At 68.0% G+C, this 14519-nt stretch carries 12 protein-coding genes and 3 pseudogenes; 8 read left to right on the top strand and 7 right to left on the bottom strand.

Annotated features, from left to right (window positions below; genetic code table 11):
- The coding region (locus tag SGA01_RS38480) for a tetratricopeptide repeat protein (protein ID WP_141302837.1) at positions 1–583 on the top strand (583 nt) is incomplete at its 5' end.
- Between the two features lie 261 nt (positions 584–844).
- On the opposite strand, the gene SGA01_RS38475 is transcribed toward SGA01_RS38480, so the two are convergent.
- Positions 845–1102 (bottom strand): hypothetical protein, encoded by a 258-nt coding sequence (locus tag SGA01_RS38475; RefSeq protein WP_141302835.1) that lies wholly within the window; start codon positions 1100–1102, stop codon positions 845–847.
- Complete coding sequence (locus tag SGA01_RS41355; protein ID WP_167534285.1) at positions 1092–1253, bottom strand: hypothetical protein; 162 nt, start codon at positions 1251–1253, stop codon at positions 1092–1094. Before SGA01_RS41355 ends, SGA01_RS38475 begins: the two co-directional genes overlap by 11 nt.
- Before the next feature lie 105 nt (positions 1254–1358).
- Between SGA01_RS41355 and SGA01_RS42495 the strand changes: the two genes are divergently transcribed.
- From SGA01_RS42495 to SGA01_RS42485, 3 genes and pseudogenes are all read left to right on the top strand, one after another.
- Positions 1359–1553 carry a hypothetical protein gene (locus SGA01_RS42495; protein ID WP_229918583.1) on the top strand — a complete coding sequence of 65 codons (195 nt, stop codon included), beginning with the start codon at positions 1359–1361 and terminating at the stop codon, positions 1551–1553.
- Positions 1550–1636 (top strand): annotated as a pseudogene (locus SGA01_RS42490) (hypothetical protein); the annotation flags it as partial. The gene SGA01_RS42495 and the pseudogene SGA01_RS42490, both read left to right, overlap by 4 nt.
- 1037 nt (positions 1637–2673) lie before the next feature.
- The gene (locus SGA01_RS42485; RefSeq protein ID WP_229918584.1) at positions 2674–3018 is read left to right on the top strand and encodes a transposase; all 345 of its coding nucleotides are present in this window, start codon (positions 2674–2676) and stop codon (positions 3016–3018) included.
- Between the two features lie 238 nt (positions 3019–3256).
- On the opposite strand, the gene SGA01_RS38465 is transcribed toward SGA01_RS42485, so the two are convergent.
- From SGA01_RS38465 to SGA01_RS38455, 3 genes are all read right to left on the bottom strand, one after another.
- Positions 3257–3871, bottom strand: a complete 615-nt coding sequence (locus SGA01_RS38465; RefSeq protein WP_229918585.1) for a hypothetical protein — start codon at positions 3869–3871, stop codon at positions 3257–3259.
- A gap of 721 nt (positions 3872–4592) precedes the next feature.
- Entirely contained in the window at positions 4593–7157 is a 2565-nt protein-coding gene (locus SGA01_RS38460; protein ID WP_167534286.1) for a DUF11 domain-containing protein, read from the bottom strand.
- Entirely contained in the window at positions 7132–7704 is a 573-nt protein-coding gene (locus SGA01_RS38455) for a C2 domain-containing protein (protein WP_141302833.1), read from the bottom strand. The genes SGA01_RS38460 and SGA01_RS38455 overlap by 26 nt, the downstream gene beginning before the upstream one ends.
- A gap of 458 nt (positions 7705–8162) precedes the next feature.
- Here SGA01_RS38455 and SGA01_RS38450 point away from each other — a divergent pair, with 458 nt between their 5' ends.
- The 4 genes and pseudogenes from SGA01_RS38450 to SGA01_RS38435 all read left to right on the top strand — a co-directional run bounded on the left by SGA01_RS38450 (position 8163) and on the right by SGA01_RS38435 (position 11450).
- A complete protein-coding gene (locus tag SGA01_RS38450) occupies positions 8163–9338 on the top strand; it encodes a hypothetical protein (RefSeq protein ID WP_141302831.1) in 1176 nt (391 codons plus the stop codon).
- A 271-nt stretch (positions 9339–9609) separates the two neighbouring features.
- Positions 9610–10635, top strand: a complete 1026-nt coding sequence (locus SGA01_RS38445) for a tyrosine-type recombinase/integrase (protein ID WP_229918586.1) — start codon at positions 9610–9612, stop codon at positions 10633–10635.
- Positions 10556–10822 (top strand): annotated as a pseudogene (locus SGA01_RS38440) (ATP-binding protein); the annotation flags it as partial. The gene SGA01_RS38445 and the pseudogene SGA01_RS38440, both read left to right, overlap by 80 nt.
- 64 nt (positions 10823–10886) lie before the next feature.
- The gene (locus SGA01_RS38435) at positions 10887–11450 is read left to right on the top strand and encodes a hypothetical protein (protein WP_229918587.1); all 564 of its coding nucleotides are present in this window, start codon (positions 10887–10889) and stop codon (positions 11448–11450) included.
- A gap of 468 nt (positions 11451–11918) precedes the next feature.
- Here SGA01_RS38435 and SGA01_RS38430 read toward each other — a convergent pair whose 3' ends face one another.
- Together SGA01_RS38430 and SGA01_RS38425 are read right to left on the bottom strand one after the other, a co-directional pair.
- Positions 11919–13469 carry a hypothetical protein gene (locus tag SGA01_RS38430; RefSeq protein ID WP_141302827.1) on the bottom strand — a complete coding sequence of 517 codons (1551 nt, stop codon included), beginning with the start codon at positions 13467–13469 and terminating at the stop codon, positions 11919–11921.
- 860 nt (positions 13470–14329) lie between these two features.
- Positions 14330–14519 (bottom strand): annotated as a pseudogene (locus tag SGA01_RS38425) (XRE family transcriptional regulator); the annotation flags it as partial.

Raw genomic sequence — 14519 nt, 5'->3', positions numbered from 1 at the left:
CCCTGACACCCTGGCCTCCCGCAACAACCTCGCTGCCGCCTATCGGTCGGCGGGGGACCCGGGCCGGGCCATCCCGCTGCACGTTCAAAACTTGGCCGATCAGGTACGGGTGCTGGGTGAGGACCACCCCGACACCCTGGCCTCCCGTAGCAACCTCGCCTACGCCTACGAGTCGGCGGGGGACTTGGACCGGGCCATCCTCCTGTTCGAGCAGACCCTCACCGACCGGGCCCGTGTGCTGGGTGGTGACCACCCCGACACGCTGTCCTCCCGCAGCGACCTTGCCGCCGCGTACGGGTCGGTGGGGGACCTGGGGCGGGCCATCCCCCTGTTTGAGCAGACCCTCACCGACTCCTTACGGGTGCTGGGTGAGGACCACCCCGACACCCTGACCTCACGCAACAACGTCGCCTACGCCTACGGGTCGGCCGGGGACCTGGGGCGGGCCATCCCTCTGTTCGAGCAGACCCTCACCGACTCCCTGCGGGTGCTGGGCGGGGACCACCCGTTGACGGGAACGGTCCGAAGTAATCTCGCTTATGCCGTCGCCGAACGCGACGGCGGCGAGCCGGGGCATCCTTGACCCTGTGTCGCAAGCATGGATGTGACTTCAGGGCTGCGGTGGCCGCACGACTACCCTGGACGCTGCTCCGGGACACGACGTTCACCTGCGCCACCGTACGAATCCGCTGACCACCCGCCTGGCGGTGGGCGCGGGCCGCGAGAGGGAGCCGGCTTGTACGCCGACACCCCGAGCACTGCAGGCCCCCGGGGGCCTGCCGCGGGCACAAACGTAGCAGTGCCGCGGGCCTGGGAAGGCCCGCGGCACTGCTACGAGGTCCGTTCAGGCTTCGACGTAGGCCACGATCGTGATCTGGCGGAGGGCCGTCACGTAGTAGATGGCCCGGATTCCGTCGATGTCGTCGCCGTAGTCACGCAGCAGGGTGCCGGGCACGGGGGCGCCGATCTCCAGGTTGACGCTGATGGCGACGATCCCGCGGTCCAGTCGGTGAGTTTCGGATGACGTTAGCTTCGTCAGCTGGGTGAGGGCGGGCTCGACGAGGACGACCTGACCACGGCGCGCGCAGTGGTCAGGCGACACGGGGCTGCTCGTCGGCGAGGCGCTTGAGGTGGGCGTCACGGGCGTCTTCCCACAGCACGCCGGAGTCGGAAGTCGGGTAGCCGTGCGTGGCGATGTCCTCCAGCACGGAGGCGAGGACGTCGATCCGGGGTGCCGGTAAGAACCGTGTCACCGATCCTGCTGGCTTATTCCGTGCCCAGCGGGGCTGACGGCTCGTTGGTCGGGACAGCAGCGGCCGTCTTGGCGTTCCCGGTCGCGGGTGGGGTGTGGAATGTCGATGCAGCCGAGGCCGTGGCCGAAGGTGCCTGAGCTGACCGCGCAGGTGGCACGGGCGGTGGCGGCACGGGGCCCGTACCCGTTGGCGATGCGGGTCCGTGACGAGCTGGGCGAGTTGTTCGCGGACGCCGAGTTCGCCGAGGCGTTCGAAGCCAGAGGGCGGCCAGGCTGGTACCGGGCCAGCTCGCGCTGGTGACGGTGTTGCAGTTCGCCGAGAACCTCACCGACCGGGCGGCGGCGCATCGTTTGCGGTACGGCATGGACCTGAAATACGCGCTCGGCCTGGAGCTGGATGATCCCGGGTTCGACGCCTCGGTGCTGTCCGAGTTTCGCACGCGACTGGTTGAGCACGGGATGGAGGAGAAGGTGCTCGATCTGCTGCTGACCGCGCTCAAGGACCGGGGCCTGGTGAAGGCCGGAGGCAGGCAGCGCACCGACTCCACCCGCGTGCTGGCGGCAGTACGCGATCTGAACAGGCTGGAGCTGGCCGGGGAGACGCTGCGGGCCACTCTGGAGGCGCTGGCCTGTGCGGCCCCTGACTGGCTGGCCCAGGCGGTGCCCGTCCGGGAATGGGCCGAACGCTACGGCCCGCGGACTCACTCCTGGCATCCGCCGGCTTCCACGAGCAAGCGCGAGGAGATAGCCCTGGACTACGGCCGGGACGGGTTCGCACTACTGGAGGCGGTGCATGCCCCCGATGCCCCGGCCTGGCTGCGTGAGCTCCCGGCGATGCAGGTCCTCCGCGCGATGTGGGTGCAGAACTACCACCGCACTGTGAGTGAGGCCGGGGCGGAGGTGAAGCGGCGGGAGAGCAAGGACCTCCCGCCTGGCAGGCTGCGGCTGGCTTCTCCGTACGACACGGACGCGCGCTACGGCCTCAAACAGGGCTCCTGGTGGACCGGCTACAAGATCCACATCAGTGAGTCCTGCGATGAAACCGACGTGCAGGACGCGGCCACCGGCCAGGCGATGGTCCTCGGAGCCGACGGACCGCCGCCGCGCTTGATCACCAACATCGCGACCACCGACGCCACGGTGACCGATGCGGAAATGACCGAACCGGTCCATCACATGCTCGCCGCCCGCGATCTCCTGCCCGCCGAGCACTTCCTCGACTCCGGTTACGCGTCCGCCGAGTTGATCGTCGGCATGAAGAAGAACTTCGGGGTCACCCTGGTCACCCCGGTCCTGATGAACAGCTCACCCCAGGCACGTGCCGGCGCCGGGTTCGACCGCACCGCGTTCACCATCGACTGGGACAAGCGGCAGGCCACCTGCCCATCAAGTTCGACAAGGAGACATGTCGCCCCTGCCCGGTGCGTGACCAGTGCACCCGCTCGAAGACCGGTGGTCGAACCCTCTCCCTGCAACCCCGCGAGGTGCAAGAAGTCCTCGACCATGCTCGCCTCCAGCAGGGCGACGAGCAGTGGCGAGCCAAGTACGGAACCCGCGCGGGCATCGAGGGAACCATCCACCAGGCCGTCGCGGTCACCGGCATGAGACGTGCCCGCTACCTTGGTCTCCAGAAGACCCACCTGGAGCACGTCTTCTCCGCCGTTGCGCTCAACCTCATTCGCCTCGATGCCTGGTGGAACGGCCACCCGCTCGACCGCACCCGCGTCGGCCACCTTGCCCGCCTCGATCTCTCCCTCGTCGTGTGACCGATTAAGGGGTACCAGTAGTTCCCGCCGAAAAAGCAACGCTAAGCCCGTCAGACTCGCCCTGATCTGGGGTGATCTCGGGGAGGCGGGGTGGTGGCCCGCCACAGGGCGGCTCGTTGGGCTGACCGAGTGACGGTGACGGGCGGGCGGGCGGATGGATGGCTCCACACCTCACCCCTGTCCTCCTTGTTCGCCGGCTCACGGGCGGCCTGCGTAACGGCAGGCCCGATCGGACCGGCTATCCGTCTTCGGGCCGAGCGGCAGCCGATGCGTCGTTCGCTCGGCGGCGTCGGTAGTAAGCGACGGTGAGGATCGCCAGGAGCGGGCCCCAGGCGAGGAGCGGGGCGTACGTCGTCCACAGCGCCCAGGCGGCCGGACCGCTGGTAGGGAAACCGTCGCCGTTCTCGTTCATCGGCTCCACGAAACCGAAGATCTGGTTCAGCACGGCGTACGCGCAGAACATCATAATCAGTGCTGCCCCGAGTGCGGCCGGAATGACCGCCGCCGGAATCGGGATCCGTCTACCGTGCAGCCCCGGCACCCAACGCGGGACGACTTCGCCCCACGGCCGCACCAGCCCGAGGGCGAGCAGCGCGAGTCCTTCGGAGACCACGGACAGCCCGATCACGTATGGGCGTTCCCACATCGCCCAGTGGTAGTCCGCGTCGTAGCCGGCCAGGCCCAGCACCAGCGCGACACGCCACAACCCAGACGGCAGGACACACAGCGGGATGGCATGGGCCACCCGGACCGCCCAGCGGGGAACGGGCTCGACGGCCCTGCGGTCGGCCGGCGCGCCGACTGACATCTCGGCTGCCGTTGCTGCTCCTGTGGCCCTGGCATGCGTGGTCATGTGCGCTCCCCGACGAGATCCGACGTTGTCGATCTTCGCGTGCAGGGTTGGTGCTCAGCATCCGCCGCCGGGTTGACCGGCGCTCGTCCGTGCGACGGACGCCGGGGGCGACCACAGGATGACACCGCCGGCGCCAGCGCGAGCGAATTTCCTCCAGTAACCCGCGCGATGGTGTCGGCCAACCGCGTCAGAGCCCTCTGCCAGTGACCAGGCCCGCGCCCCCGGGCACCCCTCGGCAGGCACCCGCTGCGGCTGCCCTGATTCATCCTCTGATCTGGTCCGCAGCTGCTTACCGTTGGTCTTCGGCGAGAACTACTGAGACCCCAAGGAGCCAGCAGGATCGGTGTCTGAGCTAGATGTACTCGGCCTCGTCAGGAGATCCCTCAGCGATCACGACGCACTCAGCACGGTTCAGTACATCGCGGAGACGCGCTGTGGTCGGAGCGCCCTCATCCATGCCCATCGTTCCCTCGTAGATCACGTCCGCGAGGATATCGGCGCCGTTCCGGTGGCGGCCCGCTGCGATGGCGCGTGTCAGCCCATGCTGCGGCGTTCGGCGCCCGCCCTCGCCTGAGGCCCGCATCCGCGGGGGATGCGGGCCTCGTGGGACAGGCGGGCCTGGTTGGGGGCGGTCTGGGCTATGCCCGGTCTCCGCCGGTGAACCGTCCGGTCGTCCGACCGCGTGGATCCGAGAGGTGCCGGTCCGGTCCGGGTGGGCCGTTCACGACTGCACCACCCTGATGGCGTCGCAACCGAAGAAGCGGAAGGTCCGGCCGGTGGCTCCGTCGGTGAACGATCCCTTCGCACAGGCCTCGGTGTCCGGCCGCTGGAGACCGGAGGTCGCCGAGGCGAAGTGGAGCATCATGTCGAGGTCACCGTCCCTGACCCGCTCGACCGGGGTCGTGGTGCGTTCGACCACGTTCTCGATGTGGCCCCGGTTGTGGGCTTCCGTGCTGCCGCCCGTGCCGCCGTAGACGGCGGTGCGGGGGCCGAAGCGAACCGTCAGGGGTTGGATGGTGGTGGCGTTGAAGTCCAGTGGGAGCGCGTATTCGCCGGCCCTGGTGGTCAGGACGCCGACGGGGACGGTGTCGGCGGGGATGTTGACGGAGTTCGGGTTGGCCCCCGGCTTGATGTTGATGGCGACCGGCACGACGCAGTCGAGGGTGAACTCGGCCGGCCGGTGGTTGTTCGCTTCGACGGGGTCGGTGTCGTCCGGCCGAGCCGGTGTGATGGAAGCGGTGAAACGGTAGGTGTGGAATCCGGGCTGTGAGCAGCCGATGGTGAAGACGCCGTCGAAGGACTGCGGCGTCCCGGTCGCGAGTGCGGAGATGGTCCGTGTCGACGAGGAGGGCACGACCGTGGAGCCCGGGTCGGCCGTGGCGGCCGTGGCCAGTGCGGCGTCCATCGGGCTGGACGGCCCGTTGTTCGCCACGGTGCCGTGCAGCCTGACGTCGAGGGTCTGCCCGATGAGTACCTGCGTGGGCGGTGTGGTGGGGGCGAAGGACGTGACGGCGAGGTCGGCGACGGCGACCACCCTGGTGTCGGTGGCGGCGGTGTCGTTGTCCGCCACCGGGTCGGGGCCCATGAGGTTGTCCACCACCGCCCGGTTGGTGAGGGCGACCGGGCCGCCGGCGTTGTACACGAGATCCGCCGGCACATGGGCGGTGATCGTGACGGTGCGGGAGGCTCCGGGCAGGAGGTCGCCGACGCCGCAGGTCACCGTCGCACCGGACGCGTGGCATGCCGCGTCGTCGCTGACGTAGGAGACCTGCGACGGCAGGGTGTCGACCAGGGTCACCGCGGCGGCTGGCCTGAAGCCGTGATTGGTGACGACGGCGGTGTAGACGATGTCCCTGCCGGCCGCTACGGGGTCGGGGTTGTCGGTGACGGTGACCCCGACGTCGGTGGTGTTCGCCTCCTCGTGCATGGCGAGGAGTTCGCTGTACGTGGGGACGTCTGCGGTCTCCCGGTTGATTGCGGCGTCCGCGGACTCGCCGAACTGACGGAACGGCAATGAGACGGAGGTCCAGTCGTCGGAGCCCCCCATCGGCTCGTTGGTGGAGCTGTTGGCGCATTCGCGGGGACCGCGCCGGCCGGCGTCGTTGATGTTCGTGGGGAGCACCGGGCCGGTCGTGTCGCCGTCACCGTCCCAGTCCGGGCTGGTGTTGAGGTCGTTCGGGACCTTCATGCCCTTGCGGTTGGTGAATTGGAACCGGTTCACGGAGTCGGTCGCGTCGAGGACGGTCGGTTCGGTGAGGGCGTTTTCCCGAAGGTCGGGCAGCGGGGCGTGTCCGCGGTCGCCGTCGGTGGTCCTGGGCGGCGAGTAGTCGAGGATGACGCCGCCGCCGACGCGGGGGATGCCGGTCTGATGGTCGTAGTTCAGGACGCTCACGTAGTTCGGCTTGCAGAGGGGTCCGTCCTCGTGCCCGGCCTCACGCAGGTTCAGGTTGTGCCCGAGCTCATGCATGATCGTGCCAGCGTCGGGGCTGAAGACGGCGAAGTCGTTGCCCCCGAGCTCGCCCTGGCCACCGACCTGGTCCGGGCATGTGGCCGCACCGGGCAGCTCGAGGAGCTGCCCGTAGTGGAAGAGCTTGCGCCGGTTCCCGTTGAACTTCGAGGCCTTGGTGGCGTAGAAGGCAGCGTCGAGGCCGCACGCACCGCGCGTGAGGAGGTCCCCGCCGCCGCCGAGGTCGTCACCGACGAGGCAGTCGGGGTCTGCTTCGTCGGTGATGCCGTCGCGGTCGTTGTCCATGCCGTCCGTGCAGTTGGTCGGCTGCGGGTTCTCGACGCTCGCGTCGAGGTAGTCGACCGGCACGCCGGGAGGAGGCCCGTGCCTGTTGCACGTGGGATCGTTGCCGTCCTTCAGCCCGTCCCCACCGTTGTCGAGCCCGTCGGAGCAGGTGCCGACGGTCCCGCCCTCACGGCCCATCGGGTCGACCAGGTCGCCGGTGTCGACATGGAGATTGATGCCGGGTACGCCGTCGGGGTTCGGGGGCGCGTTCACACCGAAACCGCCGTTGTCGGCCCGCCTGCTCGACGCGGTCGAGCCTGCGTCGGGCGGCGCCGCGGCGAACGCCTTCTTCATCGCCTGGATACCCGCGCGGGTGGGTTCGTGTCCCCTTTCCCAGTCCAGTTCGACGAAGATGTCCTTGTGGTCGGCTTCGGCTCCCATCGCCGGCAGGTCCACCTCGATGTCGCCGTAACCGTCCGCGTTGTACCCGTTGCGCTCCCAGCCGTCGAGCAGTCCGTCGCCGTCCGCGTCACCCACCGTCGAGGTCGTGCTCACATCGAAGCAGACCTCGACGGACGGTCCGTCTTCGTCGCTCCCCCCCCTCGCCGTCGCCCTGCGAACAGGACTGCGGCCAGTTCACGTTGTCGGTCTTCTCGGCGCCGGTGTCGCGCCACTTGCCGTCGCTGTAGGAGACGGTGAAGTCGAGGTTGTTGTCGTCGTCGTGCGGGCTGGCGTCGCCCAGGTCGTCACCCCCGGTGCTGTCGTAGTCCCAGATCTGGATCCCGACGGGAACGTCCTCGAGGGTGTCGGGCAGCTCCGTGGAGATGACCCAGTCCGGGTCGACGCCGGAGACGTTGTCGACCCTGGGGGTGCGGGGGAACTCGACCCCGTTGATGAACACCTTCGCGTAGAAGTCGGGGTGGCCTTCCAACGCGGCTTCGAGCCCCTCGGACGAGCACGGATCGACGCACCCGACGTGGGTGATGGTGACGGAGAACGGGCGGGTGCCTGCGGCCTGGGCTTGAGCTGGCAGGAATGCCGGCAGCAGCGCCAGTCCCGCCAGGGCGGCGATGGCGCGCAGCCGCTTCCCGGTTCGTCTCATAGAAGTCCCTCTCTTCGCGGGGGCGCAGAGCCCCGGGAACGCAAAGACAGCGATCCGCCGCACGGGAACGAGACCGGCACGCCGACCGCGCGTGACAGTGTGCCGGTCCATGCTCCGCGAACTCCGAATCGGCGGCGGCGAGTCCGGGCGGAGGCGAGAGCTGATCGTTTCTTCAGCGGGTTCGCTCCGCCGGTGGAGTGAACCGACCTGCGTGGAAACCTCCGCCGGTGCACCACGGTCGGCAGATTGATCCAGGCAAGGGGAGCCACGACGCCCGCGGAGAACCCCGGCCGAGCCCGTGCTGAACGTTTCACGAGCCCGGCTTCCCACCTCAATCGGCGGGCGGAGGTGTCACTCCTGGATGGCCGCGGTCGGATCGCGGGCGCAGAGCGGCGGCAGAGCTGTGCGGGCAAGGGTGCATCGGCAGCGCGAGTGCGCTGGAACATGGGAGAACGATCATGGGTGACTTCATCGTGAACACGTCCGTCGTCGGGGGCCAGTCGCAGCCCTGCGCCGACGCGCTGAACAGCAACGCCCTGTTCACGGCGCTCTGGGCGGACGACTCCGACGCCGGCATCAAGGGCCAGCGGGTCGACACCGCAGGAGCGAAGGTCGGTACGGAGTTCCTCGCAAGCGAGGCGACCCCACCCGGCGACAATACGAACCGACAGTGGCCCTTCCTGGACTCCGTCGGCATGAACACCTTCGCGGCGTGGATCGAGCAACCCTTCAACCTGCCCCCGCCGACCCCCGTCGTGGTGCTGCGGCGGTTCTTCGACGGGCAGCCCTCGGGCCCGCAGGTCCAGGTCAGTACCGACTCCATCGACCCCCAGTTCCCGCCCACGGTCACCCGTATGGTCGACGGCGGCTGCCTGGTCACCTGGACGGGCGCTGGGGAGCAGAAGCGCATCCGCGCGCAGCGATTCACCCCCGAAGGGCAGAAGACGGGCCCCGAGATCGCCGTGAACACCACCGCGGCCTTCCACCGCAACGCGGCCGTGACGCTGCTTAGCAACGGGGACTACGTCGTCGCCTGGACGAACGGCGACCCGGTGGGCGGCGGCGGGCTCGTCTACCGCGTGTTCCAAATCGACGGCACACCCCGGACCGGCGAGATGCGTCCCAACGTCAGTGGCTTCACGGGGCGGAGCGCGCTGACGGCCCTCGACAACGGGCGCTTCGTCGCCGCACACATCAAGTCGACGGTACAGAGCGACCTCGGCGTCCTGCAGACCACCGCCGTGGCCAGTGTCATCGACCCGGCGGGAAACGGCAGCGTCATCCTCAGTGCCTCCGCGGGCTCACCCAAGCACTTCCACCGGACCTCTCCGGCGCTGACGGCGCTGCCGGGCGGTCACTTCGTCCTCGCCTGGGTAGAGAAAAGCGCGGACACCTTCCAAACCGTTCCGACCGTGATGGCACAGCTCTGCTCGGACACCGAGCTCGAGATCGGGCCCCGGGTCCAGGCCAGCTCCGGCACCAACGGCAATCGCTTCCACCTGAGCGCCGCGGCCGTGTTCAGCAACGGCAATCCGGGCAACGTGTTCCTGTCGTGGGCGGACATGGCGGACGGCGGCGACACCACCATCCGCGGCAGCGTCCTCACCGCCGGCCCCGGCGGGCTGTCCTCGTAGAGGGCGGTGCACTCCCCGCCGGCCGAACACGACTTCGTGAGAGCCGGCGTCGGGCTCGGCTCCGGCCGGGTCACCCGGGTGCCCGTGCGCGCCTCCTCGTGTGCGACATCCCGCGAGTTCCCCTGAGCCCTGCCGAGTCCCCGACCTCGTAGCCAGGGCGTTCTTCCTCCTTCGTGTGCTCTGTGGCCTTGTGACGTAACTTCGGGATTCTTGAAGCGTTCTCACCTCGTCCGACCGAACCACGGCCGGGGCGAAGGTGAGGAGACTCGGGTTGGCGCTCGCGGTCGTACGGGATCTGCGCGAGCACTGGGCGCCCGCGTCGGCGGAGGAACTGGAGCGGTTCGAGACCGACGCGCTGTCCGGGTTCGTCCTCGCGCGGGCCTCGGCGGGCCTGGCGGACGGCACGATCCGCGGGGACGTCGGGCACCTGGACCAGATCAGAACCTGGTTCGGCCGGCCGCTCTGGGACATGGAGCCTGCCGATGCCGACGCGTACTTTGGGAAGGTGCTGCGGAACTCGCCGAGCGGCACCCGGCTGGCCCGGTCGCAGGCGCTGTACTTCCTGTTCCTGGAGCTGCGGCACAAGGTCGAGCTCCACCGGATGACCGGCCGGGTCATCGAGTGCCCGATCGACGAGATGAACCGGCCGCGCGGGGCCAAGGATGCCCAGCTGCGGATCCCGCCGACCGGGCCGGAGGTCGGGACGCTGTTCACCGGCTGGGGTGGTGAGCTGGCCACCTGTCGCAAGTTCGCCCCGACCGCCCGGAACTACACCGCGGCGAAGCTGATGTCCCAGGTCGGCCTGCGGGTCAGCGAGGCATGCAAGCTCGACCTGGCCGACATCAAGTGGAATCTGGGCCGCTTCGGCAAACTCCATGTTCGTCACGGCAAGGGCAAGCGTGGCTCGGGCCCGCGCGAGCGGATGGTCCCGCTGATCAACGGCGCTGACCGGACGCTGCGGTGGTTCATCGAGGACGTGTGGGGCCAGTTTGACGACGACCACCGCCGCCCCGGTGCCCCGCTGTTTCCCTCCGAGCGCAAGAACGCCGACGGTTCCTCGCGTCGGGTGGGCGATGACGCCCTGCGCGGCGGGCTCAAGACCGCGACTCAAGCGCATCTGCCGGGATGGGGCGAGCGGCTGACGCCGCATGTCCTGCTGCATTTCTGCGCGTCGCAGCTCTATGGAAACGGGCTGGACCTGCTCGCAATTCAAGAGTCTCTGTCTGGACGAGTTCGGCTACCTCAACCTGGACCGCAAGGGCGCGAAGTTGCTGTTCCAGATCTTCACCGAGCGTGAGGAGCGCAAGGCCACCGCGGTCGCCACGAACTCGCCGTTCACCGAGTGGGACAAGACCTTCGGCGACGCCCGCCTCTGCGCGGCCATCGCCGACCGGATCACCTTCCGCTGCACGCTGATCCAGACCGGCACCGATTCCTACCGCTACCAGACCACCCAGGAATCCCTCTTCCCCACCGCGGACTAGGGAGTCTCCTTCGAGTCTTGTGGTCAGTTGAGCCGAGTAGAACCGCATGGATGATCATTGGGGCGTGAGCACTGATTATTGGGTGGTCCTCGAGGACTCCGAGAGAGACCAGTGGCGGTATGCCCCATTCCAGACCATTGGGCCATTGGACTTTGGAATGAGTCGGGAGGACGCCGTCGCCGCCATGGCAGGGCAGGGCTTCACTGCGAAGCAGCACAACATGGGGAGCTGGCACCTGACAGGCCGCACGGAATGGCGAGTCGAGTTCTTCAAGCCGCAGCCGGCCTGGAGTCGGCCAGCAGTGAAGTGCTACTTCGTCGAAGGCGCTGGACTGACGTGCGTGCTGGTGGATGGACGGCTCGGTCCACAGGTCACTCACGAGGGGATCCGTCTGATCGGCCGAGTTCCGTCGGAGCTTCTGGAGGACATGGAGTCCTACGCGGACCGGCACGACGTGGGGCTCCGGTCGACCGGAGGTGGCGAGCTGGTCGTCGATGGCTTCGAGATTGAGCTGGGCGCACAGCGTGCCGGCGACACTGTGGTGACCTGGGCACTCTTCTGCAATCCGGGAGAGATCGCGGGCACCTCATGGGACATTGCCCCCGCGGAAGTCTGGCACCACTGGTAGTACGCCTGACCGCAAGCCCAACCTGGCTCCTGCCACCCACAACGCGGAGGGCTGGACCCTATGGGTCCAGCCCTCCGCCATGACAAGGGCAAAGCCCTGGCCGCGACTTGTCAGGGAGGCGACCCGGGCCCGCGACAACCAAGTTATCGACACCCCGGTCCCGGTCCCGGCGGACACTCCGCCCGGCCCCGCCCGGTCACCCGATCAGTGGCTCCCGATCCCGCCGAAGTGGCCCCCAAACTCACCGAAGAACACCCGCCTCGGGCGAGTACACCACCGCCACGAACGGCCTACACCCGGCTCTGGTTCACACCGAAGCAGTGGCTCTCATATGACCCGACAAAATCATTGCCGCGGACAGTGCACATGCTGGCGGTAGCCCCTGGGCAGTCGCGCGAACGCCGACAGGGCGCAGCAATGGCGTACGACATGCTGGTGGTGTCGTACGACTTGTGGGCCCTGCCGTGTTCAGTGACCAGATCGTGAGAGCCGTCGTGTGAGGCCGGCGATGATGGTTGTGGCCAGAAGCCAACCGGCAATGGCGCCGGTCCAGGCCACCCATGCGGTCTCACTTGACGGGATGAACGACTGCTCCTGGCCGAGGTCGAGAATGGGCAGTACAAGGTCGAGGGCAAAGGCGACAGGCTGGAAGCCAGGACCCCCGATGCGGTTGGCCTGCGGCGGCCTTGCTGCGAAGACGATGGCGACGGCTGCGGTGAGGGCGAAGAGCGAAACGAAGGCGCGCCCTGGGCGGTAGCCGTAGCCGACGGTCAGGTCCTCGAGATGTCCCCACAGGCGGGCAAGCGGACGCAAGTGGCTGCGACGTTTGCGGTGCCGGGCGAGCTGCACAGCTCGGGCATCGTTGTCGTGCCCGAGCTGCCGGTAGTAGGCGGCCAGCCGTTCGTGCGGTAGAGGGTTGTAGCTGTCGCCGCGATCGAGCCACGCCAGGCGTTGGTGAGCCGGTAGTACGGGGCGGAGATCTTGATAGGTCAATCCGTCCAGTTCGATCCGGGGCGGCCTCGAGGCGGCGGAATCATTGATCCGGCCGATGGTTGCGGCACGAAGGTCGAGCACGGAGGGAAGGGTGTTGAGTGATGTCATGTCCAGGGCGCCCACGGTTGCATGGTTCAGATCGATCGTCGAGCCTGTGAAAGCTGAACCGGACAGCAGCAACGTTGCCCTGACGTCTGCACGGGGCAGGCTGATGTCTCCCGTAACGGTCGCTCCGTTGTGCAATTGAAGGTTGCCTTCGATGCGCGCTCCTGGGGCGCGCAGTGCATGGTTGTGGTGGGCGGTGAGGGTGCAGCCGGCCAGTTCCAGCGATTCCCCGATGGTGGCGGCGAACAGATTGACCCCGCCCTGTGCAGTCATGCCACGTCCGTAGACACCCCCGCCCACGCCTACTGACGGGGCGTTGATCGCCCAGCCCGTGGTGCTATGTATGTCGGCATCGTTGAACCAGCACTGGCCTCCGATCGTGGCTCCGAACAGAGAGACGCCGCCGCTGTCGACGGAGGCACGAGTGCACAGAAGGTCTTGTGCGAGGCGCAGGCCGTCGCAGCGCAGAGCGGCGTGCGTGGGATTGCTCAGGCGGCTTGCGGACACGTCAAGCGTGAAGGCTTGAGCGCCCCACAGATTGAGCCCGCCCGTGGCAGTCACGGACCGCGCGTACAGTCCACCGCCGACGTGCAGCTGGGGCGCTTGCAATGCATGAGCGGTTCCTGCGGCGGTGAGGTCGGCTTCGGTGAGCCACATGTCACCCGCAATGTCAGCTCTGAACAGGGAGACCGTGCCGCTGGTGGTCCGGCGGAGTACGAGATCACCCTCGACCTTGAGCCTGTCCGCGTTCAGACCGGGGAGAAGACATCCTGTCAGGTTGAGAGTGCGGAGCGAAGCATCGCTCAGCTCGGCCGGCTCGGCGAAATGACAGTCGACCATGGTCACAGGAATCTCAACCGTCGCGTAGGCCAGCTGAAGCTTTCCCGTGATCGTGGCTCCAATGATATGCAGATGCGACACCACACCAGGCTCTGGAGGAGGTGGCTGGAGCAGGAGGGAGGCGATGATCTCGGCTGTGATCTCCCGGTCGTGTGGGGGAGACGGTTCCCCGCTGCTGGCGGGCACGGGTGGTGTGAGATCCAAGGCTATCCCCGCGCGCATCGCGTGCCATAACTGCCGCGCGGTCGGAGACCATTCAGGCGGTGGTGTCGACATACTTCATTGCAGCATCGATGCGGTGCTGCTGTGGCTCGATAGGGCTTCTTCGGACGAGAGCAGGCCGGCTGTCCAGACGCCGCAGCCTGTCCAGATTGGGAGACATGAAGACTCCTCCGAGCCCCCAGTGCGTGCGCGAGTGAGGGCCGCGATCTCCTCCCCGGAGATAGCGGCCCTCACGGCGGGGGTACTGACTGGCGAGAGGTGTGCCGTAGCGCGTCCAGGAGCATGGCGGCGTGCGGCCGGCCAGTTTTATGGGGCCTGATAGCCGTCAGCTGGTCATCTCCAGGAGGGTGCCCTCTTCGGTGGCGCTGTCCAGGAAGAAGACATCGCGCTCGGCTGAGGGAAAGTCTCTCCAGGTAAGGTCCCAGCGAGCCAGCCGAAGCGCCACTGTTCCCGGCTCCTCAATCGGTCACGGCCACGCGCTGATGTGCAGCCGAGGATCTACAAGGCAGTGTCATCCTGGCCGGTGACTTCCCGTCGAGCCAACGGACGACGCTGGACCTCGCTCCGCTTGCCGCAGCACAGCACAGAGCCCGCTCGACGGTCCCGCGCCGGAATCTCGGTGACCACGCCCAGCTCTCTTTGGGCCCTGCGGACTCGGTCACCAAACCCCATGAGAGCCCGGGCCGCGAACGAAGCCCATCTTGGGGTTTTCGGCTTGGTCAGAGGTCGCCTTGCCGGTATGAGCGTGCGGCCGCCATGACGTCCTTGAAGCGGTCGTCTGCGATTGCCTGCAAGGGCGCGTCGTCATCGAGCTGCGGGTTCATGCCCATCATCCAGGCGCGCGCGACGTGCCGGTTCTCGCGTTCTTCCACGTACCGGAACACGTGGTAGGCCGTGCGCAGCCGGATT

The sequence above is a fragment of the Streptomyces gardneri genome (assembly GCF_006539185.1).
Classification (GTDB): domain Bacteria; phylum Actinomycetota; class Actinomycetes; order Streptomycetales; family Streptomycetaceae; genus Streptomyces; species Streptomyces gardneri.
Note: the sequence above shows the minus strand (reverse complement) of the source record. Positions and strands in the feature narration are given on the sequence as shown.